Source organism: Flavobacterium frigoritolerans (assembly GCF_025847275.1).
In the GTDB taxonomy this organism is placed as follows: Bacteria; Bacteroidota; Bacteroidia; order Flavobacteriales; family Flavobacteriaceae; genus Flavobacterium; species Flavobacterium frigoritolerans.
On sequence record NZ_JAOZEV010000019.1, the window covers coordinates 1 to 23,463 of the forward strand.

The window sequence follows — 23,463 nt, forward strand, 5'->3', positions numbered from 1 at the left end:
GGTTAGTAAGAAGTCCAGAAATGAAAACGCTACAAAGTATTCATACTTAGCTGCTTGAATATGTTGATGGAACGTATTGGAGAGAATATGCAGGAGAAGAAATTATCTTTTATTTTCTTGGCTCTGATCTTGAAGAATATATAATTTGATTAATGAAGATGTATCGGAATAAGTAGTAAAAAACACCAGCACTAAACGCCAGATTAAACGGATTCGTAAAAATTATAAAAAAACTCCATTAGAAATAATGGAGTTTTTTTTTCCTTATTTTTTCTTTTTCGGGTACGAACGTGAGCGAAGTCAAATCAATGTGAGTGGAGTTTCTTTATTTCTTTTCAATTTTAGGAAGCGCTCTCCAAGTGTAGCTTTTATGCACTATTTTCCAATTACCTTCATATTTAAGCATTAAAAAATAATCAGTAAAAGTTCGCTGATTCGGTATTACTATTTCCGCTTTTGCTATTGCTGCATCTTTTTCTATATCAATTGAAATAATACTTCCTATTCTGTTAGACTTTTCGCCAGGTTTTATGTTAGCAATATATTGTTTACCTGAACGTATCCACAAAGTATCTTTTGCTACAGTGTACAAATTAAAATTTGAATGAAAGGCTTTTCGTAGTCTTTCGGGTTGTCCATTAGTAGTACCTTCTATGTAGTCGATCAATATTTCTTTAATTTGTTCTAAATCATTTTTTATAACTGTTTTAGGATTCTTAAAGTTGGTTTTTAAAATTGCTATCACTTCATTAGCTACTTTGATAGCAGATGTCGGGTCTTGTCCTGTTACAAATCTGCCATCAACTGTGTAAAAGGCATCTCCACCTTTTTTAGAATAGACAAAATTTCCCTCATTATTTTTAATTGCTTTGTCTATTGAAAATGGAAATGTTTTGTAATATTCAGCATCTTTATTTTCAAATTCATCAGGATAACCAGTAATTTTTTTTCCCGAATAAAGAGACTTTTGTTTTTTATCCTTTAAATAAGCAATTCCTGCAGTTCCATGGCAAATAGTAGAAATCACTCCGTTTTTGCTATAGATATCCCTTGCAATTTTTTGAATAGTTGTATCTTCTGCTACGCCATACATTGCTGAACCGCCTCCGCTATAAAAAATTGCGGAATAATTGTCGGAAATAATTTCAGATGGTTTCATTGTATGTTCTAATTTGTCCATAAACCAACCCTCATATAAATATTTTTTTTGCAAAGTATCAGATGTATTGATGTAGCCAATTGGGATAGCTCCTCCTTTTGGACTAACAAATTCAACGGTGTATCCAGCTTTTATAAATATATCATAAGGAACGACAATTTCTGCAAAATGATTGGCAGCTGTGATTTTAGTATTTCCATAGAAATCTTGATTAGAGGTCACAAATAAGATTTTGTTTTGTGCAAAAACACTTGTATGATATAGACATACAGAAAGAAACAATAATACTAATGTCCTATTCATTTTTTTTGAGAATTACGTGGTTAAAAAATCGAAAAAAGATTATTCCTTCGGTTTGGGTGCTGGAGTTTCGACTGTTTTATGGGGTGTTCTAGTTGAAATTTTATCTACAATAAGCCAACCCTGATTAGTCTTTATGAGATTGAAATAATCTGTAAATAAAAGTCTTGAAGTACTGATTTCAACTTTTGCACAGGCAACACTATTTGTAATATCAATAAATACAATACGTCCCGACCAATTATTTGATTTAGGATGTTTTTTATAGCCTACAATATACTTTGATTTAGGTACAATATTAAATTCATTTTCAGTAGCATATTTCAATTGCCACGAGTCATGAAATGACGACGCAACCATAGCAGAATCGCCTGTGGCTTGTCCATCGATATACATATTAAGCGTTTTTTCAACCAAAGACCAGTCATTTGTTGTATCATTTGCTTGCGCATTTACATTAGAAAACAATAAACAAAGGGTAATAAATAAAAATACTTTTCTCATTTTTTTAATTTTAAGTTATTAATAATGAGAGCAAATATCCTGTATGTAGGTAGTTTAAAGGTTTTAATTTATAAAGTAGAACTCTTAATTTATATTATCGAACTGACTTTGATAATGATTTTTGATATTCAGCAGGAGTAAAGCCAGTTATTTTTTTAAAAGCTGTAAAAAAAGTAGATTTTGAGCTAAAACCACTATCATAACCCAAACTTTCTAATGTAAAGTTTTTCTCGGTTTCAAGTAATTTTTTTGCTTTTTCAATTCGATACTCTTTAATGAGATTTGAAAATGATTTACCTAGAATTTCATTTACATATTGAGATAATATATGCTTTGTTACTTTTAGCTCTTTTGCCGCTTCTTCAAGACTGAAATCTGGATTAAGATATAGTTCTTTTTCAATTATTATTGATAGCTTTTGGCTAATTAGATCCTGCATTTCAGTGTCTATTTCTTTATTTTTATATTTCTCTTTTTCTTGAAAAAAAGTAGTTTCAGTACTATTTCTAAAAATTAAAAGCAAAGCAATTAAGTATAAAATAAATGTAAACGATAGAGCTCCAACGATATATGATGTGTAAGCGGCCAAAGTATATGCTAACCATATCGATGCTACTCCTACAAAGATACTAAGGTGCCAAACATCTATTTTTTTTAGGCTTTCTTTCTCTTTGATTTTTTGAATAATCGGCTGAATATACTTTAGGGACAAAATAATATAAATAAACCATTGTAAGTATATTGCGTTTACAATCCAACAGCTCCATACAGCTTGATGTTCGATGTAAGGATAGAAGAAACTTAAAATGGTTATTATTACTAAATAAGGAATTACATGTTTTTTCCAATTTTGTTTTTCATTTTCTGCGCAAGGTTTCAGATATAAAAAAAGAAAAGGACCAATCAAAACGCAAGCAGAAAGCCCTATCTGAATAAAAATATTGGATAGATTAGGATTAAAGTAAAAAAATACAGACTTAACAATTCTGATACTTAGTACCAGTAGTAATAAGGATAAAAAATAATTAGCAAAAATTTTCTTTTTAGCATTTATAGCAAAATATAGTGAAAGTATGAAACCATTAAAAGCTCCCAAGGCACTAAGAAAGAAAAGCAACTGGCTTGATTCTACCATTATTTAGTAAATTAATAGTTGTTTATAAATTAATTGGCAATGTATAAAAAAGTTAATACAACTATTTAGATTGGCTTTGCGCTATAAATTTTAATTTATAATCAACGAATATAATAAATAACTTTATTACAATTAGTTCTATATTTCAGTTGATTAAGTCAATAAGAAATTATTTTATTGAAAGCTTCTTCAAATCGTGCAAAAACAGATTTGTAGCACATAAAAAAAACATTATTCTAATGGATTTTTTTATGTATTTAATAAATCACAATCTCGTTAAACAAGCTTTGAGCAGACTATTTCAACCTCGTTAATGCCCCTTTTTCTTCAAACATCTTCCTCTCGGTTGATTGCCTTCATGAAGTACAATTTCGGAATGCAGGAATTGTGCAGCCTCAGCAGAACCTTTTACTTTTGTGGCACTACGTTCCAACATTTCAGATTCAAATTCTGTTAATACACTTTTTCTTATTCCAGTTTTTTTCCATTGTGATGACGGCCCGCATCCTTTTAAGATGCCTCGAGCTAGTGTGAGCGCATCTAGTAATGCCTGATTTGCACCTTGACCTTTGAATGGGCTCATAGGATGTGCCGCATCTCCAATCAGAGTCACTTGCCCTGCTTTCTCCAACATTTTCGATTGGAGTAATTCCCGGTCATATACGGGATAACCAGAAATTTGAGTTTCTAGAGTTGCCGCTAAAATCTGAGGAATTGGATCATGCCATTGAGTCCTACTACAAGCTTCTTCTTTGAGCGCTTTAGTTCCAAGAGCGCTCAATGCCTTAGCCTCTTCTTCTAACATTGGGAAGCTAAGTTGCCACATTACAGAGTCTGATGTATAGGGCATTATATAGATTCGTTCATTACCATTGGCAGTTTGAAATACAGTGGCAGAGTCCAATAAAGGACTAGTAATATCTTCGAGCACTTTCAAAGGACAAATTCCTAATATTACTATACAACCCAAATAGCGTAAAGGAGTAATTTCTTCATCAATTAGTAACTTTCGTACCGAACTACGAATACCATCGGCTCCAACGACAAGATCTGCTTTGGAGTTTTTTATTTCGCCGTTTACTTGGAATCTCAGATCTACGCCTTCGCTTTCAGATTCTTTAAAATCTATTAATTGGTGTCCCCATTGTACAGCATCGTGGCCATTAAGTTGCTGTAATAATGCTAAGCGTAAAGATTGCCTTGCGATATGTATATTTGAACGTTTTGGAGGTGTTTTAGTATCTGATTGTAGCCACTTTCGGATTCCCCATTCGCCAATTATTTTTCCTTCTGTAGTATGAACAATATGTTTTGTTGAGATTACGCCTTCTTCTAACGAGAAAAGTCCCAATCCTTCAATTGCTTTGCTAGCTTGTTGTAAAGTAAGTCCGTAGCCCTGAGATCTAGTATCGAAGTTGATATCACGTTCATAAAGGGTAAAAGGAATTCTGCGGTGCAAACAAGCTACAGCTAGAGCAACACCTCCTATGCCGCCGCCAATAATCGCAACATGTGGGAGGTTTTCTTTATCAGCAATAGGATGGCTAGAAGAATGAACCAATCCAGATCCGGAACAATTTAAGCATGAGTAGAGATGCCCTTTTGGAAGAATGGGAGGAAGGGCTTCGCCTTTTGTCTTTTCAAATTGATCTAATGCCTTTTGGTAGTGGAGTCGTACTTTCTTATTGAGTCCTCGACTTTTTTTACCGCGCCCTTGACATTCTTGACAGATAGTCCAGTTTGTTTCTCCCTTTTCCACTTTTTTCTTTTTTTTATTTGATCTTAAATCTCCTCTAAAAGAAAAAAATTAGTCGATACAATTGATGTTTGTTTTTATAGTAAAGTATTGATTATGAGACTAACCACTTCTAATATGATTTAACGTGAGAGTTTTATCTTTTTTATTACTTAATGATAGTTGTGCAAATTTATGACAAAAGATTACTAGTACAAAAAAATGTTTATTTATTCCTGTTTTTAGAGTTTAAAAAAATGCTTTTAGTAAGAAAGTCATTTTGTTAAATAAAAGAAGGAAAATAACTTTCTTTATTCTGCACTTAATTTTTTTTTTTTGGATGGAGGAACAAATAAATAAAAATATATGTGTTTTTTTAGGATAGTTATTTGACTTTAAATAGTTTGAAAAAATCTTCGCGATATCAAGTAAATACTATCTTTTTATGTGTTATTGTGTTTTTTGTAGGGCATATTTTGTTATTTTTTCTTGAAAAAAATCTATTAATTTATTTGGATATAAAAAATGTAGTTGTATATTCGTACATAATTGATTGCGAATCTCCTTCACCTTCCTACAAGAAGCAAATCAAAAAAGCACTTTTATAGTGCAAAAAGGGGTATTCTAAAATCAGTTGGAATATCCCTTTTTTGTTTATACTAGTCAGACAATAAGAGGGAATTCTAAAACAATATTTTTAACAACTTAATTATTTTTATTATGGCATTTAAAGCAATTTTAGAATTCGAAGGAAACGAGTACCAAGTATTATTTTCAAAAGTAGATATGTTAAGACATACTGATGGTAAAGGAGCTGTTTCATCTGAAATCAAAGGAGGTAGATTAAACTTAAGAGTGAAATCTACAGACAACACTACAGTTATTGAGCAGGCAGTAAACAGTCAGCACAAACCAGTAAGTGGAAAAGTGAAGTATTTTAAAGCTGATTCAGAGCAAGTGATGAAAGAACTTTCTTTTGAAAATGCTTTTATTGTATTCTTTAGTGAGCAATTAGATGCTTTAGCAGAAACTCCAATGGTAACTGAGATTACTTTCTCAGCAGAGAAAATTACTTTGGGTAATGCAACATTAGATAACAATTGGGCTAAAATTTAATTTTTCCTTGATTGATAGGTAAGAAGCGGTTTAATACCGCTTCTTATTTTTTTTTTTACAATTTTTTCAAAAAACATTCAATAATATCACTTCTATTTTCAGAACATGATATCTTTTAGCTTAAAATTGAATTCAGCATAAAGAACTTTAGAAAGAAGAACTTTAGACTATAGGCTTTTTAAGTTAAATAAATAAACTTAAAACTAGTCATATTATGGTCATTCCTAAAATAATTATTGGTATAGATGGTAAAGAAATCTCACATTTTACTAAAATAGATTTAAAACAAACCATCAATTCTCACCATGAATTTACTATCCGCATTCCGCATTCAGTTATAGAACGACCTAGAGCGTATACTATGGAAAATGCTCAACAAAGTCTTGGCAAAGTAGTGCACATTAGACTAAGTGCTGCAAATAATTTTTTAGGAATTATAACAAATGTACGTTACCAACAAGAATTAGGACATGTAGGTAGTCAAATTGTTATTTCAGGATATTCCAAAACTATTTTATTAGAATCAGGCCAAAAGTTAAACTCTTGGGAAGATTTTAATTTAAAAGATATGGTACATGACGTGATACAAACTGCAGCAGGTGAACAATTGCAATTTGAAATAGAACCTGAGTTTACTTCTAAAATAGAGTACCAAACACAATATCTGGAATCGGATTTTAGATATATTCAGCGATTAGCTAAGCAATACAATGAATGGCTGTTTTATGATGGAGAAAAATTGTTCTTAGGAAAACCTAAAACAGTAAATGCTCCTATAAAACTAATTTATAATAAAGATTTATTCAATTTGAGTATATCAGTACAGGCAAGACCTAATCAATATAGTGGTTTTACCTATAACGAAAATAACGACCAATTGTATCAAGCGCAAACTAATGTTGATATTGTAGAAGGTTTACCAAAATTAGGTAAAGATGCGTTTGAAGCTTCGAGAAAATTATACAATACATCTTCTTATGAGTATGGCCAATTTAGTACTGGTGATGACGTATACTTTGAAACTATTCTAAAAAGAAAACAAGAAAGCACAGCTGCCGACAGTAATTATATTATTGCAACAAGTGGAAATCCGAAGCTTCGTATAGGTTCTATTATTAATATCGAATCACAGCAAGTACAAGATAAATCAGAAGTTTTTAGAAAAGGATTAGATAGTACAAAAGTACATTATGACTCTAATGAAATAGGTATTTACATTATTACCGAAATAACACATAGAGCTGCTGAAAGTGGTGAGTACGAAAATAATTTTAAGGCACTTCCGGCTAAAATAAAAAAATTACCTGAACCTGAAGTAGCTATGCCTACAGCACAAGAACAAAGGGCTGTGGTTGTGGCTAATAACGATCCTAAAGGCAATGGAAGAGTTCGCGTACAATTACTATGGCAGAAAAAGCAACAATCCCGTACCCCGTGGTTATATGTATTAACACCTAATGCAGGAACAAGCGATGTTGTAGATAAAAATCGAGGATGGGTTACTATACCTGAGGTTGGAGATCATGTTATGATTAGCTTTCGCTACAATGACCCTAATAGACCTTATGTGTTAGGAAGTATTTTTAACGGAAAAACAGGAGAAGGTGGTAAACTAGACAATCATATTAAAAGCTTTTTTACCCGCAGTGGCTGTACTATTACTTTTGATGATACACAAAAGAGCATCTTGATTAAAGATCCATCTGAGAATAGTATTTATATGGATGGTGAGGGTAATATTACTGTAAATGCACCCAAGAACATGACTATAAATGTAGGAGATAATCTAGATATTACGGTTGGTAAAAACATGACTTTAGCAGTAGGTGGTAATAAAAAAACAACTATTGATGGTAATAACAACCTAAAAGTAGGAAAAAATAATACAGTAGATATAACGGAGCTCTATAAACTTATTACACATATGTATGAGCAAAAAGTGGGAGCAGATAAAACAGTAACGATAAATGGTGATTTAAAGAAAACTACCTCTACAACTACCTACAAAGCCATTGGAGGAGATATTTTGATAAAAAGTTCTGGGATTTCAAAAGTATTAGGAGCTATTGATGCGAAAGTAAATAAGGGATAAAGAACAAAAATATAATTAACTTTTAGAAGATTGAAATATGGATACTCAAAAGGATTATGCAAATCTTACAGCCCTAATAATTTCACTTTTAATTTCATGGATTACGTATCAGTATTTTATGGATGGTAGTTATATTCTTTTTATGCAAGCTGTTTTGATGGGCATAATTTTTTTAGGAATAAGCTTTTTATATTTTATAATTATTAGGCTCTTAATTTATTTAATTAAATATGGGTATATATATTCAAATTTCATTTTTATAACATTGATTTCGTTTTTCAGTTTTGCATTGATTTCTTTATTTTTTTATTGTGCTAGTTATTTAGAGCCTTTTGAGAGCATGGTAGAGTATATGGTGCTATTGAGATATTATTTTATAAAAATTATTCCTTTTATAGCAATTTGTAGTATTGTAATAGGAATTGGTTTGGGATTATTCTTCTATGAAGTTGAGGTTGAAAAAAAGAATTTACGTAAGTCTAATATTTTTCATTTAGTGATCCTCTTTGCCCTTATTATTAGTACCTTTTTTCTATTTTATAATAGCTATAAAATAGAAGAACCTAAATTAAATAAAGAATATTTATCTTACAAAGGTTTTAATCAGATCGTTACTTCTGAAAAATTATGAAATAAGGTTATTAATGGATGTAAATAAAGAGGGTCTTGTGGTAGCTTGAGTAACCCTTATTTTCTATCAAATAAAAAAAGAAGTAGTAATAAACGTATTTTCAAAAGACTAAGCTGGAGGTTATGATGATTGAGAAAGAATGACATTGGACAATCATTTGTTTATAAGGAAAGTACAACTACAGGTCTATTTAATATTTATTAAAATAACACTAGCATAATGTATAAAAATGAATATTATAAATACAAAATCAATAATAATTGGATCAATTATTTCGTTGATTATTGCAAGCTGTATTTTTTCAAAAGGCTTTATATGTTTTGAAGCAGCAGTTCATTTTTTCGCATTCTTCATCTTGTCTTTTATGACCGTGAGACCTATTTTGAAGGCAAAAGGATAAGATTATTGATTAGATGCTGATGATTGTCGAATGGGTAGTTAAAATATTATGGAATTTGGTATTTTATAGAGAATACATCAAATAATAAGATTAATAAATGAAAAAAATACAAACTCTAGTAATAGCCTTGTTACTTGCTTTAACAAGTTCTTGTCAGGAAAAAAAGGAAAACAATAAACAGGCTAATAAACCAGGAATACAAGATACGCTTACTACTATGGAAACAAATTTTAAATGGCAAGAAGGCTTAAGTTGTCCATCAGGATATCCAATACAAGTATATAGAGGCTGGCTTGAAGGTCCGCTAGTATCAAATGGAGTAAATGAAGAACCTAATAGTATAACAAGTATATCTGGTTTTGGCACTACTACTGGTATAGGAGATTGGGGCGAAAATTCCTCAGGTATGAGTCAGGGCGTAAAACCAATCCCGCAAAGACTTAACTGTACTTGGTATTCGTATGTAGAAGATGTGATGTATCATATAAACACTGAGCTTGACTACCCTAAAATGGTCAAACTATTTAACGAAGGTTTTCAAGATAGCAATCGAAAAAGAGGAAAAGTGATGACGACTTATAATCATATCACTATTGGTTTCGCTCCTGGGGGTGTAGTGGCGGTATGGTTAAAAGGCGGTGATAAAGATGTAGAAATAGGACGTTATCAAGGTAAAAAAGTGGTAATAAGTTCCAAAGAAATTGCCTCGCTGGACAGTCACGAACGTCTATTATTTGATCCTGTTGATAGAGAACGAACCTTGAAAAATCCTAAAATTATAGCTCCAGAGGTTCAGGAGGCCAATAAAAACAAACCCATCCCTTACGGACTTTGGGACAGCTATCGTATAAAATACAGTTGGAAACCTACTTATGAATTTGTAAGAGAAGGGAAAATTTCAGATGATTTATCATTTGATATGTTTAACGGAGAGCGAGAAACATTGTTAGACGAAGAGTTTGTTAAAAATGAATATCATGAAAGAGCAATTCCTAGAGTATTGAGTTTTGCTTGGTGGGATAAAAATGGACAAGGTTATGGAGGATATTTTCTTTTTGATGAAAAAGAAATTTTTGTAGCTTTTATGGAAATGCATAAAAAGAATCCTGAGGCAAATATTGATTTAGAGGTTAAGATTAATCCGGGTAGTACATATTTAGCAGCAACACTAAAAAATGGAATTAGTACCATACCGCTAAAGAAAAGTAAAACAGAAGTTTATGAATCACGGTCATTAACTGAAAAATACAAAAAAGAATAGGGGTTATGGGAAAAACATTTGTATACAATACAGGAACAAGTAAAGACGAAGAAAAACAAGATGAGCTACGTCTTACTTTTGGGATATTTATTGATGGTACACTAAACAATAAAAACAATACAGATAGGCGTACTGAGCATAGTCGTAAAGATATAGAAACTGGTAAAATAGATTATTCTAAAAGTAACAAGACATTGGAAGATGCGGATGATACACACTATAAAAAGATAAAGAATAAAAGACGAATAGAGGAACTTCTTTCAAAAAAAGAAAAAACTCCTGCTGAGGAAATTGAGTTTAAAGCTATTGATGAAAAAGAAAAATATCTTGTAGCCTCGCACAGAGTAGCCCTAAATGAGTTTGGTCTGGATCGTATGGGTACAGATAACAGCTACAGTAATGATTATACCAATGTGGCACGTATGTGGCAATGTTGTGAGCAAAAAAAATATGCAATTTATGTACCGGGTATGGGTACAGATAACTTAATGCGTGACAGTCAGGATGGCTTTGCCTTTGGTTCTGGGCAAACGGGTATACGTGCGAGAGTACGTAATGCTTGTGAGCAAATAGCAGATAAGGTATTAGAAGAAATAAAAACGAATCCTAAAAAAGAAATTAAAATTGCCCAAATCACGTTAGATGTCTTTGGTTTTAGTCGTGGTGCTGCTACGGCAAGAAACTTGGTTTATGAGGTAAATCTAGACTATAGCTATGCAAAAGCAGTGCAAAAAGAAATCCCTTGTGGGGTAGAATATCGAGAAATGGATGGTTCTGCATCTAGCAGAGTACGTCGTATTCAGAAAATGCGAACTGCTTTTGTAGATGTCGATAATTACGAGGTAGACAACAGTTATTTAATACAGGACCAATTGCCAAAAATGGGGCATTTGGGTTATAGTTTACTCCAGAAAACCAAACTTGAATTTGAGGATTTAAAAGATATAGAGATAATAGTTCGGTTTGTGGGAATTTACGATACCGTTTCGTCTTATTTTGAGCAAAACGATGTAATGGATCATTATGATGATTATGGAAATTTAAAAGACGAAGGAGGTAAATTATTAAAAGAAGCTTGGTCAACACATTTTAATGATGATATTGGAGAGTTGCATCTTAATGATTTAACCAAGGAAAAAGACACTGATGGTAAAAACAAACCACTGCTTAACAACTTATATAGTCAAAAAGTAGTTCATTTTACTGCCAAAGATGAACATCGCCAAAATTTTGCACTTACCCGAATCAAACAAATTCCTGGTAAATATATCGAAAAAAATTTCCCAGGTGTGCATTGTGATATTGGTGGAGCATATATGACCGAGAAAGAAGAAATAGATGAAATAGGAACCAGTCTAAAAGATGAAGAGGGGGCTTTTTCTTTTCTAGCTGCGATTATTCCTAGTACTCTACCTGGATTAAGCGCTCTTAGGAGCGATTTGATAAGAAAACATTGGTATAAAGAGGATCAAATAGAAATAAAAAGGCAGTGGAAAAGTTTACTTCCTTATTATAAACTAACTGGAATTCGAGGTAAGAAAAAAGAAGGTACTGAAGATGAGTATGAGGGAGTAAAAAAAGAATATAGTTATATCATGTTACACTTTATGGAAACCTATGCCAGAAGTACCGAAATGGATGAGAATATTAAAGAAAAAACAAGTGATAAATTTCCATTGGATGATTTTTTAAAAGATGTAAAGAGTTATTTAATGCCTTATGCTTTGGATGAAACCAATCAGGTTAAAGAATGGGACTTTATTAGTGATGAAGAAGTTGAACAAAAAAGACTCGATAGAATAGAAGAACAGAAGTTAGAAACTGAAATGAAAAATATAGAAGAAAAACTAAAAAATCATACTTATGAAATGGAAGGTTTAAAAAAAGTAACCGACAATTTGAGGGTAGAACAGTATATACCAAAAATAGATTTCGGCACTCTTAAAATACCGCAAGAAGCAACTACAGAAGAATCAGGTGTAATACCTATAGAATTGCCTGAAGTTGTAATTACCGCTTACAATTCTCAAAAAATGTTGAGACAATTAAGAAATGAGTATTTGCATTGGTCCTCAACCCGAGATTGGTTTGGGATGCAACCTAATGAAGGTAGAAAAAGACAAATACATTAAATATGAATTATTTAGATTACCATGTTGTACTTCCAGAACTTGATAAAACAAATGATTTTATATTTGAAACTGTAACAACCGATTTTTCGAACCCTAAAAAAGTGAAAAAAGTAAGTTATACAAGAAAGATTGCAATTACGAGATATAAAAATAATGGAAATGATATGTTGCTTCAGTTATTTCTTTTTGAAATAGAAATAAGAAGTAATTTATCTATAGAAAATATTTTTTTTCTAAAAAAAATAGGATCTGCTTTTGATGAAATTGAAGTAGAAATAAACGATTATGGCAAAATCATCAAAATATTAAATTTTGAAGAACTAGGGAAACGATGGGAAATTATCCGCGCAAAACTTGCCATAGATAATGTAGGTCTTGTTGCAGAATCTTTTATGCAAAATATCACTAATTCATTAAAAGAGGAACATAAAATAATATCCTTATTTTCTGATTATAAGATGTTTGGTTTGTATTTTTCAAGTTTGTATAGAAATTCGTACGCTGTTGAGCGAAAAAGAAAAATAATAGATTGTGACGGCACTTTGGTAGCAGAAAGGTTTTATCCAAAAGATGAAAAATTAGATGCTTATTTAATAGAAGGAATCCCTGTTGAGAATAATGAGAAAAACGATTTTATAAAATATGAGGGTCGTATAGAATATAGAGATGATCAAATAGAATTGGCAACACTAGAAATAGAAAAAGAAAAATCGACCATTTTGTATAACATTAATAAAACATCCCTTTAATGGCAAAACCAGATAATACTTTAAAAAGAAAAGAGCGCGAGGAAAAAGAAGATGCTGAAGATGGATTAAAATTTGTAATTGATGGAGCCAAACTTAAATGTGATTTATGTATTGTTCCAGAAGGTGACCTAAAAGTAAATTATGACACTCCGAGTACACAAGATAAACGAACAGCTACAGTAGTCGAGAAAGATAAAAAGAGTGTAATCTTTAAAGGTAATTGTAAAAAAAGCCCTCAGAGTGCTAGTCCATGTGCTTCTGTAATGAAGCTAGCCGACTGGAAAGATGTGGGAACAGTTTATTTTCAGGATGAGTTTCCGTTACTCTTAAAAAGTACCATAAAATGTGAATATGGAGGTGTAGATGTTAAAATTACTGATAGTGCACAGCGCAACGTAATTGAGAAAATTGATACCACAGGAGCTCCAGTGCCACCAATGGAAAAGTTACTTCAAGATAAAACTCCTGAATATGTAGTTTTATTCAAAAGATTACCTAGTTATAAAGGAGAATTTGGATGGGATTATATGAGAGACGACTATCTTACTGGAACTTGTAATGAAGGATTGGAAGATTTGAAAAAGGTTTATAATCCTTTTGAAATTCAAACCAAAAATGTAACAACTTCGGTGTCTTATGGAACATATTACACCCCATGGCTTTCTATGTTTGTAAATCACAACGTAGTCGTTGGCACTGATATAGAATTGATGATTGATGCTCCTGTAGATTTTATTTCAGAAACTGTAGATTTCGCAAAAGAGGAAATGACATTTGTACCAAGTACTCCAAATTTAAGAGTAGTACCTGATAAAATGCCAATTTCAGATGCAATAAATGGAGGTAGAATAAAAATATTTTGCGACGCTGCATTAAATACTGATGCCATAATAGATATAAAATCTTCTAAAGGTGATATTGTAGGTAAAATGAATGTGTTAAAAAATAATGAAGTAGATAAACTTACAATTAATGTTTATGTCATAAAAGCTTTTATGAGTGATAATTCTTTGTATAGCGAAAATATAATTGACACTGAACTTGCCAAGATCGGTGGCTTATCTAGACTTGAAAGTTATTTAAATAAACAGAGTTTAAATCAAGGATTGATACAGGTAAAATTGATTGATACTAGAAAAGGAGAAAAATTAAAAATAGATTTAAGTACAAATACTTTTAATAATGTAAATCAAGGATTAAATCCAAAAGATGGTAAGCCTCATAAGGACTATGAAATGCTAAAGGGTGTAGTTGTAAACCCAAGTTTAACTAACTTTCAAGTAGATTCTGGAAAAAGTGTTAATCTGTTTAATCTCCAATCTAATAAATTATATGGATTTGAAAAGGAAAAGTGCATTTTACTTTATTTATGTCCTTTAAAAACAAAAGATGCAGGAGGTTCTTCTTATATGATTCCACTTAATAATAAACATTGCATTATTTTTGGTACTAATTTAATAGATTTAACATCCTATGCACACGAAATAGGACATACATTAGGATTAGATCATACATTCTTGTCAAAGGACTCATCTTGTAATTTAATAAGTTTAGCTGATGAAAAGACTAAAATTAATAGTGACCTTACTCATTATAAAGTTCAAATAGAAGAAGCAAAAAGTAGAATAGATGTTAAGTGGAATCAATATAAAAGTGAGAACAATGGTTATTTTACTCAAAACCCAAACAAAATTCCTGAATATAAAAAACCATTTGATGACAGTAAAGCTGCATTGGATCGAGCTTTAAGCCAAAATTTAAAAAATAAAAATGATGAAAAATATTTAATTGATAAAAATAACATAAGATTTAAAAGGGCATTTACTGAGAACATTATGGATTATTGGAAAGATGATGCTAATTGTGACGGAACAAGTGAAATAGTAGATACAACAAGTAAAAAATCATTTAATCAATATCAATGGAAAATTATACAAGAAGAAGCAAAAGCATATTATCATTAATTAGTTTTGTTTTTTTACTAAGCTGTTCTTTTAAACCTGCTATTCAAGTGCCTAAACCGGTACATATAGATGTGATCGTGCCTAATATGGATGATAAATATGATTCTGTTTTATATTGGTACATTGATGACTTCAATATTAAAAAATCATCAATCGATGTTAAGCAAGAAAGAATTTCTGAAGTGAAAAAAAACTATTATTTAAAAAATAATCAATTATTTAATAATAAAAATAATATAGTTGACAATGTATTAATAAACTTGATTATCAATGATAAAACAAGTATAAGTGTTATCATGAGAGATGGTAAGCCTCAAAATGATTTATTATATAGTATAGATGGTGTTCCTCCTTATGTTTATACAGATTCTGGAGGAGTTATCCCTTTAATAAAAGAATTAGAAATATTTAAAAAAGGTGAAGGACATTGGATAAATTATTATTTAGAAGATTATTATTCTAATAAAGAGTATGAGAAAAAAAAGAACTTTTCTCTCAAAGAAGAGGGAGATGTAAAAAACAATTTTAAATACGGAGAATGGAAGTATTATAATAAAAATGGATCAATAGACAGTACCAAAACATATACTCTAAAAGATTCGGTAGATGTTCGTTTTCCACATTGCATTTTTAATAAAAAAGAACCTTGTTATTCTGAAAAGAAATAAGTACTACTTTTAAAAATACTATATTAAGTATGTAGAATGAATAAATTAATGATTTTTCCAATAATAATAGCCGTAGTTCAATTAGTAAGTTTTGGGCATTTATATTATATTCATAAACACGGGAGTGGGCAATTTCCTGCTGATTTTATTGAATTGAATATTTTGGCTATTTGCAATATAGGAGTATTAATTTTAGCTTACTTTTTCTATTTTAAAGTAGATGTTAAGTTGAGTATATGGTTAGTTCCTATTTTACTTTCAGCCATTACAATTGCCCTATTAATTGTTTTATATATAATAATGTGGATTAATTAGTTTATAAATGATTAGATACACAAAAAATACAATAAAAGTTTCAGTTACAATAGATTTTAGACCCCTAAAAATTCATTAGGTCTTTTATTTAGTATCTGAAAAAAACTAGCACTAAATGCCTGAAGGCTCTTGTAACCTACAAGATAAGCTACCTGCGATACAGTATATTTTCCAGTGCTTAAAAACTCGATCCCTTTTATGATTCGTACTAGCTGTATGTACTTAGAAATTGTAATTGTTGTTTCTTTCTTGAATATTCTCTCTAAGGACCGTAATGAAATATTGTAGTTTTCGGCTATTGTATTCACTTGCAGATCATTTCCAATATTATCAATAATAAAATTGCTTATTTGTAATAATCGCTCATCATTGGGAATAACGATATTTAAAGTCATTGCATCTTTAAAGAAACTAGGTAATCCTACAAAGATGGCATTTAGAAATGCTTCTTCCTCAATAGAATATTGTTCGATTTTGCTCCACTTAGATGAATAGGATATAATCTCCCGAAGTACAGGAGGAACAGAAAAGATTCTTAATTTATCATAAAAAATATTTTCGGATCCAATGGAGTAAAAAATGGTTCTCAAATTTATATTATCCGAAACAGTTGTTGTCCTGTGAGACAGGTTAGAAGGTATCCATGCAGCATGATTTTGAGGTAGGAGGTAAATACGTCCATTGACATGAAGGTATTGAAAACCTTTCTCTACATACACCAGTTGCGCTCTTTTGTGGAAATGTTCTTTGGTATCGTGTTTCCAATTATCTTCAAACCAAACGTAGGCTTTTTTTGCAATGCGGTCTACTAATTCGTTCGGTTTTTCAGAATGTATGGTAAAATCCATTTAATGTCGTTTTAGATTAAACATATGGCAAATTTAATTATAATACTCGTTTTAAATTTGCAACAGTAAAAAATATTATGAATACACATAACAAAAACTGGAAAAGTAAGATGAAATTCTGTTTTGAAATCTTACTTCCTTTCATTGGAATCCTATTTGTTGCAGCCACATTGCGTGCACCATTATCAACTCTTGGACCTGTATTAACTGAAATAAGTAAATCTCTAAATCTTTCTAATAGTGAGGCTGGATTGCTTACTACGATACCATTAATGGCATTTGCCTTTTTATCTATTTTTGTTGGGCAACTATCTAGAAAACTTAGTATAGAGAAGTTTTTGTTGTTTTCAATCGTACTTTTAATAGTTGGATTATACATTAGAGTTATGGGGACAGTTTTTACACTATTTCTAGGATCTGCGATACTTGGTATAGCAATATGTATTGGGAATGTTTTGGTACCAGGATATATAAAGAAAACGTTCCCTAATAAATCTGGAATGGTGATAGGCTTTTATTCTGTATCTATGAATCTTACCGCTGCACTAGCTTCAGGCTTTAGTATAGTAATTGGTAAGTTAAGTGGTCTTGGATGGAAAGGCTCTTTAGGAATATGGATTTGGGTTGCTGTGTTTTCTTTTTTAATATGGTTACCAATCGTGTTGAAAAGAAGAGGAACGGCTGAAACCCAAAAAACAGTAAAAAGTAATCTAAATATTTTTAAATCTCCATTGGCATGGCAAATTAGTATTTTCATGGGGCTTCAATCATTAATGTACTATTCTCTTGTGACTTGGCTTCCGAAGTTGCTACAAGATTATGGTATGCCAAATGAAGAAAGCGGTTGGGTTTTGTCTTTTATGCAAATGGCAATGTTACCTTTAACTTTTCTTGGGCCAATTATTGCGTCTAAACTTTCTAACCAGAAAAGCTTGGTTTTAATTGTGGCAGCAGGAATGTTTTTCAGTGTGTTACTAATAGTATTCTTTCAGTTGCAATATATCTATGCCGCTGTTATACTTTTCGGAATATCTTCAGGATTATCTTTTAGCTTATCAATGATGTTTTTTGTACTTCGTACAACAGATAGTCATACTGCTACAAAAATATCAGGAATGGCACAATCAGTAGGGTATCTATTAGCAGCATTTGGACCTCCTATATTTGGTAAGCTATACGAATATGGAAATACATGGAATCTCTCTTTATATTTTCTTTTAGCAGTAGTAGTTATAATGTTAGTAGTAGGTTTGAAGGCAGCAAGAGACCGACTAATAAATTAATACTTAAATCAATAAAATAGCTATGCACAAAGCTAATTCTTACTTATAATCAGTGATTGTAATATAAATTAAAAACCACTCTATATTGAGTGGTTTTTGGTTTTTAGTCTGATTTTATTCTTTTACTAATATAATGGTAGCTTTATAACCTGTACCTACATTCCATTGGCTTGCTTCAATAACGGTTCCTTTATCGTCATAAACCTGAAATTCGGCAGTATTTGGTGAAGCGAAACCTTCGTTTAAAGCTTCAAAATCAATTTTATTTATTCCATCTACTAATTTTATTTTGAATTCTTGAAATTCTCCATTCAAACTAACTTCGGGTACAATTATTTGATCATTCAGATATACTTTTATCTTATCGCCATCTACAAAAGCAGCATCTCGGTAACGAATTGTAGATGTAAGTGATTTTGTTTTAAAGCTTCCTAAATATTGATTTCGTCTATAAAATATACCTTCAACATTGGCTTCTTTTTTGTACAAACTACTATCTTTAAAAAGTTCCTCAGGGTTTACTTTCAAAGGATCTGGCTTTTCTACAATAGCTGGTGGATCAATTTTTGGTGCAATTTCTTTTGGGGGAATAGCTTTTTTTATTTTCGATTCTTTAGGAGGAATCGGTTTAAATTTATTATTGAGCTCATCCTGTGTATACCCTTGTATAGAAACGCTAATCATGATAATTAAAAACAATATCCTTTTCATACCTCTTAAATATTAATATATAAATACGAATTAATCTTAAAATTAAACTCGGTAATATATACTTAATAAACATTTAATTATATTATTTATTGCATTTATAGTGCGTTAATTATCAAATATAGAAAGAAGCTCGGTATAATATTACATTTGGTTATTGCCTTAATTTGTATATTTGATCATTGGTTTTTTAAATCCCCTAAAATCTATAATGTCCGAACTTTTTTCACTAGACCCAAAAACTGTTTTCCTTCTTTATTTTTGGGCGAATTTGTTTATCTGTATTCTTATTTTTAGTTATTCGTTTTCATATGCTACCACTGAAAACAGGGAGATGTTAAAAAAATTTGGATATGGAAAATTATTACTTACCATCGGATGGACATTAATTCTGTTAAGGGGTATCGTTTCAGATTTAATCACTATTAATATTGCTAATACATTCATTTTTGCAGCCTGTTGCTATGAAACGATAGCAATGTTGGCAATGCTTAAGACTAAAGGAAAAAGACGATATAAGTTACAAATAGGAATAACCATTATTGCAATACTGGTTTTTAACACGTTAGTGTTGTTAGGAAGCACAATTAATGCTCGTATTTTAATTGTATCTCTTGGAGTATTTGCTATTTATTTGCCACCTACGATTAGTTATTTTACAGAAAAGGGGCATAATTTTTTCCGAACTTTTTATGTGCTTTGTTATGCTGCATTTGAAGTCTTAATTATTATGCGAATGATTTATAATTATTTGAATCCGCAAAAGGACTTTTTTACCTATAGTGTTTTTGATACTTTGTATAGTATAAGCTTGTTTTTGCTTACGCTTATTGGAACAGTTGGTTTTTTGCTACTAGTAAAAGAAAGGCAAGATCATAAAATAAAGAAACTCTTGGATGACAAAAACCAGTTCTTTTCTATCATAGCTCATGATCTGAGAGGTCCATTAGGATCATCAGCTAGCCTTTCAGAAATATTGACTCAAAATATTGAAGAATATAGCCGCGAAGAGATTAAAGAAATTATTGAAATGCTCCATGAATCGAACAAGAATAGTTATAAATTATTAGAAAACCTTTTAGACTGGTCGAAAGTACAAACGGGAATGATTGAATTTAGTCCAAAAAGGATCATAATAAATACTTTGATTAAGGAAAATGTAGAACTCAACAAAAATGCAGCTTTAAATAAAAACATTAGTCTTTCGTTTGAATCATCTGAACTTATAGAGGTTGAGATTGACAAAAATATGATTGATACCATTGTACGTAACTTATTAACTAATGCTATTAAGTTTACTGATAAACATGGTGAAATTACGGTAAGAATCAAAAAAAAGAATCAAAAAGTAGAAATCTCCATAACAGATAATGGTATTGGAATTCCAGATAATATAAAAGAAAAACTATTTAAAATTAATGGGAAAGTATCTCAAAAAGGAACTGAAAATGAAAGTGGGAGCGGGCTTGGATTATTGCTTTGCAGTGAGTTTATAAAAATGCATCAAGGTAAAATTTGGACCGAAAGCGAACCAGGAAAAGGCAGTACATTTAAGTTTACTTTACCCTTGGAAATTATAAAAAATTAAATCAAATTTTGGTACTAAATTTTATTAAGAAAGGATTTTTGGAACAGGTTTATTTATCAAATAAAGAGGAGTTTACTGTTTTTTGAATCCACTTGAGCTAAATTTTCTTGTTTCTACACGTTTTTCTTTTATAGCTAAAGTGAATTTTACTTCTTTAATATCATCTGGCGCTGCATTTATAAGCTGATTGTTATTTTCTACTTCTACATATTCTGAAACTCCTGTTTTTTCAAGACTTACGGTATATGATCCTTTGGGTACATACAATACGAAGTTTCCATTTTCATCGGTTTTTGTTGTAAACACATTACCGCTGTCATCTATTGCAATTATTGGTAGTCCTCCTTTTTTCTTTGCTATATCAAAACTTTTGTCAGTAGCAATATATGACAGTGATCCTTTTATAGAAGCAGTTTTATTTAAGCCTATAACAATTTTTGTATCAGTATTTATAGTTGCTTTTACTGCATTTGCATACCATTCATTGGTATTAACGGGTTTTATAGAATAAGATCCAGCAGGTAATGACCTATATTTTAAGATACCCTTATTGTCAGTTCTAAATGCTTTTCCATCAATAAGCACAAGCTGATTTGTTGCAGGTGTATTTTTAGCGGTTGTTTTATTTTTGTCGCCAGTTTCATAGTAAACATAAACTTCAAGTTCACTTCTTGTTTTATCAATTTTTATTGGATTAAAACGTTTTGTTAGTCCTAGTTGTATGGTGTTTAATGTATTTATACTGGTAGAAAAATCACTATAATAATTATAAACAAATAGGCTAAAATCTTTACTTATGTCATAATCTAGACGTCCATTAACCTGAAGAGATTCATTAATCATGCTATTTTTAGAATATACCATTCCAAGATTGATGGTAAGCTTATCGTTAAAAAACTTTTGCTGTAAAGTAGGGGAGATGGTCAGATTGGTATATACTTTTTGTATGCCTAATTGTGAGTTAGCGATGATCTCTCCTAAGTAAAAATTATTGTATTGATAAAAGGCTAAAAGGTTTAGGATTTTCCAGCTGTAAATAAAATTTGTTTTAAAATGGAATTCTTTTTTATCCATTGTGTTGGCTGTAAATTGGCCTCCTTCAAAAGATAATGATACATTTTGTTTTGTAGGTGTATTATAGTAGGTTAGCCCTAAAGTCATTCGGGCTGCTTTCATAGAGTATCCCTGAGGATTTGTTGTGCTTAGAAGTTGTTCTTTACGGCTTTCGGTATAATAATACGGAGATAGAGATAGTATTAATGAAGAAAATCGTCTTGATATACCTGCATCGTAACGAGCTGTAGAAAAATGAGTTGAGGTAAATTGATTTGCAAAGGATTCTGGTTTTGCTGACAGATAATTATAAACACCCCATAAGTTGAATTTGCCTACTGGTAGATTTACTCTTTCATTTAGATTGATAACTCCTTTTCTCATTCCCGAAAAGTAACCTGAACTTAGATAATTAGAACTACTGTAGAATAAATTTTTCAGTTTTCCATTAAACTGAACTTCTCCTGCGCCACCTATTTTACTACCTGTTTCAATTTCAGATGTAAGGTTACTAATTGCTCCACCAGCTCTAAGGTTAAAATTTTCGGATGTATACAATGAAAATCGTGATGAGGCTAAGTAATTTTTAGTACCAGAATAAGTATCATCATCATAAATAATCGTGTTTTCATATCCTTTTTTTTGCATCCACCCGTTATTATGCGTGTACATTGCCCATGCCGATTTGCCAAATGATAAGCTTGAATCATCAATTAGATTATACGTTTTATCAATAGCTCCAGCTTCGATGGTACTTTTTTCATTGGGTTTAAAAAATCCTTCGGCACCTCTTCCTATAAGGTTGAGGTCAAAAAACTTTGATACGTTTCCAATTGTAGCTCCATAGTTTTTTTCTTTATAGCTAAGCCAAGTATTTCTCAAAAAAACTTGATCTGAATTCTCCCACCAGTTTACATCTACATTTGCTTGTAAAATCCCATCGTTAATTTCTGCCTGTGCATTAGCGTATATAAAATAAGCGTTTGTATTGTCGCTGTTGTGCTGGATACTCGCAGTAACCTGATTAGTTTGATTAAATGTAAGATTATAATCAGGGTTATATGGTGAAACATATCTCCTGTCTTGCCTGATAGGGCTTGCTCTTACGGTACCATTATTAATAATATCTCCATTACTGTACAATGCAGTGATATTAATGGTGATGTCTTCTTGATTTAATAAAGTTTTGTTAACTATTTTTTTTAATACTATAATAGTATCTGTAAATGCCTGAATATTTATATCGGTGTTTTCTATTGCATTTCGGGTTATAAAATCGGGATAACGGGCTAAGATGGTAACTTTTTGAGCAGTATTTCCTTCGTTAGAAACACGTATAGGTATAGCAAGACTATCGCCGATTCTTTCATAGATTAGATTAGTTTCGAGTAGCATTACTTTTACTAATTTTCTTTCGCGAATATAAACGGGTAAAAAAACACTTTTAGTTTCCTTTGTTTCAAAAATTGTAAATACAGCTTCGATGGTACTTTGATTACCCGCTTTTGCCGTTGTGGCAACAATAGCTTTTATCGGAATGAATATACTGTCATGCGCAGGTATTGTGATGTTTTTTGATTTTTTTAATGAAAGGTAAATAGCTTCGTGACTACTATGTGCATCAAAAACTCCTTCTATAGACTCTGAGCTAATGTTTGTTATTTTTACATAAGCATCAATAACTCCTTTGCTGTTTGTTTCAATTTTATTGTTGGTAAATTCTATATTAAAGCTTTTGTTTTGAGTCCAAGCACTTAAGCCTGATCCCAAGAAAGCAAGAAATAATAATATTTTATAGTATTTAACCAGCATGTAAAAAGAA

18 protein-coding genes are annotated in these 23,463 nt (G+C 31.1%); 11 read left to right on the forward strand and 7 right to left on the reverse strand.

Annotated features, from left to right (window positions below; all coding sequences use genetic code 11):
- Positions 1-325: 325 nt before the first annotated feature.
- The 4 genes from OIU80_RS18360 to OIU80_RS18375 form a co-directional block, all read right to left on the reverse strand.
- A complete protein-coding gene (locus OIU80_RS18360; protein WP_264288429.1) occupies positions 326-1,462 on the reverse strand; it encodes a nuclear transport factor 2 family protein in 1,137 nt (378 codons plus the stop codon).
- Positions 1,463-1,501: 39 nt separating this feature from the next.
- Positions 1,502-1,963 (reverse strand): nuclear transport factor 2 family protein, encoded by a 462-nt coding sequence (locus OIU80_RS18365; RefSeq protein WP_264288430.1) that lies wholly within the window; start codon positions 1,961-1,963, stop codon positions 1,502-1,504.
- A 94-nt stretch (positions 1,964-2,057) separates the two neighbouring features.
- Positions 2,058-3,098 (reverse strand): helix-turn-helix domain-containing protein, encoded by a 1,041-nt coding sequence (locus tag OIU80_RS18370; RefSeq protein WP_264288431.1) that lies wholly within the window; start codon positions 3,096-3,098, stop codon positions 2,058-2,060.
- A gap of 310 nt (positions 3,099-3,408) precedes the next feature.
- Positions 3,409-4,659: an FAD-dependent oxidoreductase gene (locus tag OIU80_RS18375; protein ID WP_264288432.1), complete on the reverse strand. Its 1,251-nt coding sequence runs from the start codon at positions 4,657-4,659 to the stop codon at positions 3,409-3,411.
- Between the two features lie 894 nt (positions 4,660-5,553).
- Between OIU80_RS18375 and tssD the strand changes: the two genes are divergently transcribed.
- From tssD to OIU80_RS18420, 9 genes are all read left to right on the forward strand, one after another.
- A complete protein-coding gene (gene tssD / locus OIU80_RS18380; protein WP_229991201.1) occupies positions 5,554-5,949 on the forward strand; it encodes a type VI secretion system tube protein TssD in 396 nt (131 codons plus the stop codon).
- A 214-nt stretch (positions 5,950-6,163) separates the two neighbouring features.
- A complete protein-coding gene (locus tag OIU80_RS18385; protein ID WP_264288433.1) occupies positions 6,164-8,041 on the forward strand; it encodes a type VI secretion system Vgr family protein in 1,878 nt (625 codons plus the stop codon).
- A 37-nt stretch (positions 8,042-8,078) separates the two neighbouring features.
- Positions 8,079-8,672, forward strand: a complete 594-nt coding sequence (locus tag OIU80_RS18390; RefSeq protein WP_264288434.1) for a hypothetical protein — start codon at positions 8,079-8,081, stop codon at positions 8,670-8,672.
- A 497-nt stretch (positions 8,673-9,169) separates the two neighbouring features.
- Entirely contained in the window at positions 9,170-10,333 is a 1,164-nt protein-coding gene (locus OIU80_RS18395) for a DUF2931 family protein (protein WP_264288435.1), read from the forward strand.
- A 5-nt stretch (positions 10,334-10,338) separates the two neighbouring features.
- Complete coding sequence (locus tag OIU80_RS18400) at positions 10,339-12,465, forward strand: DUF2235 domain-containing protein (RefSeq protein WP_264288436.1); 2,127 nt, start codon at positions 10,339-10,341, stop codon at positions 12,463-12,465.
- Positions 12,466-12,467: 2 nt separating this feature from the next.
- Positions 12,468-13,214 carry a hypothetical protein gene (locus tag OIU80_RS18405; protein ID WP_264288437.1) on the forward strand — a complete coding sequence of 249 codons (747 nt, stop codon included), beginning with the start codon at positions 12,468-12,470 and terminating at the stop codon, positions 13,212-13,214.
- A complete protein-coding gene (locus OIU80_RS18410) occupies positions 13,214-15,178 on the forward strand; it encodes a PAAR-like protein (RefSeq protein WP_264288438.1) in 1,965 nt (654 codons plus the stop codon). Before OIU80_RS18405 ends, OIU80_RS18410 begins: the two co-directional genes overlap by 1 nt.
- On the forward strand, positions 15,136-15,846 hold the full coding sequence (locus tag OIU80_RS18415) for a hypothetical protein (protein WP_264288439.1): 711 nt from the start codon (positions 15,136-15,138) through the stop codon (positions 15,844-15,846). The genes OIU80_RS18410 and OIU80_RS18415 overlap by 43 nt, the downstream gene beginning before the upstream one ends.
- A 48-nt stretch (positions 15,847-15,894) precedes the next feature.
- Complete coding sequence (locus OIU80_RS18420) at positions 15,895-16,161, forward strand: hypothetical protein (protein ID WP_264288440.1); 267 nt, start codon at positions 15,895-15,897, stop codon at positions 16,159-16,161.
- A gap of 56 nt (positions 16,162-16,217) precedes the next feature.
- Here the strand turns inward: OIU80_RS18420 and OIU80_RS18425 are convergent, their stop codons facing one another.
- Positions 16,218-17,009: an AraC family transcriptional regulator gene (locus tag OIU80_RS18425; protein WP_264288441.1), complete on the reverse strand. Its 792-nt coding sequence runs from the start codon at positions 17,007-17,009 to the stop codon at positions 16,218-16,220.
- A 77-nt stretch (positions 17,010-17,086) separates the two neighbouring features.
- Here OIU80_RS18425 and OIU80_RS18430 point away from each other — a divergent pair, with 77 nt between their 5' ends.
- Complete coding sequence (locus tag OIU80_RS18430) at positions 17,087-18,292, forward strand: CynX/NimT family MFS transporter (RefSeq protein ID WP_264288442.1); 1,206 nt, start codon at positions 17,087-17,089, stop codon at positions 18,290-18,292.
- 114 nt (positions 18,293-18,406) lie between these two features.
- Here OIU80_RS18430 and OIU80_RS18435 read toward each other — a convergent pair whose 3' ends face one another.
- Positions 18,407-19,003, reverse strand: a complete 597-nt coding sequence (locus OIU80_RS18435) for a hypothetical protein (RefSeq protein ID WP_264288443.1) — start codon at positions 19,001-19,003, stop codon at positions 18,407-18,409.
- Positions 19,004-19,334: 331 nt separating this feature from the next.
- Here OIU80_RS18435 and OIU80_RS18440 point away from each other — a divergent pair, with 331 nt between their 5' ends.
- On the forward strand, positions 19,335-20,588 hold the full coding sequence (locus OIU80_RS18440; RefSeq protein ID WP_264288444.1) for a sensor histidine kinase: 1,254 nt from the start codon (positions 19,335-19,337) through the stop codon (positions 20,586-20,588).
- 72 nt (positions 20,589-20,660) lie between these two features.
- Here the strand turns inward: OIU80_RS18440 and OIU80_RS18445 are convergent, their stop codons facing one another.
- A complete protein-coding gene (locus tag OIU80_RS18445; RefSeq protein WP_264288445.1) occupies positions 20,661-23,453 on the reverse strand; it encodes a carboxypeptidase-like regulatory domain-containing protein in 2,793 nt (930 codons plus the stop codon).
- Between the last annotated feature and the right edge of the window lie 10 nt (positions 23,454-23,463).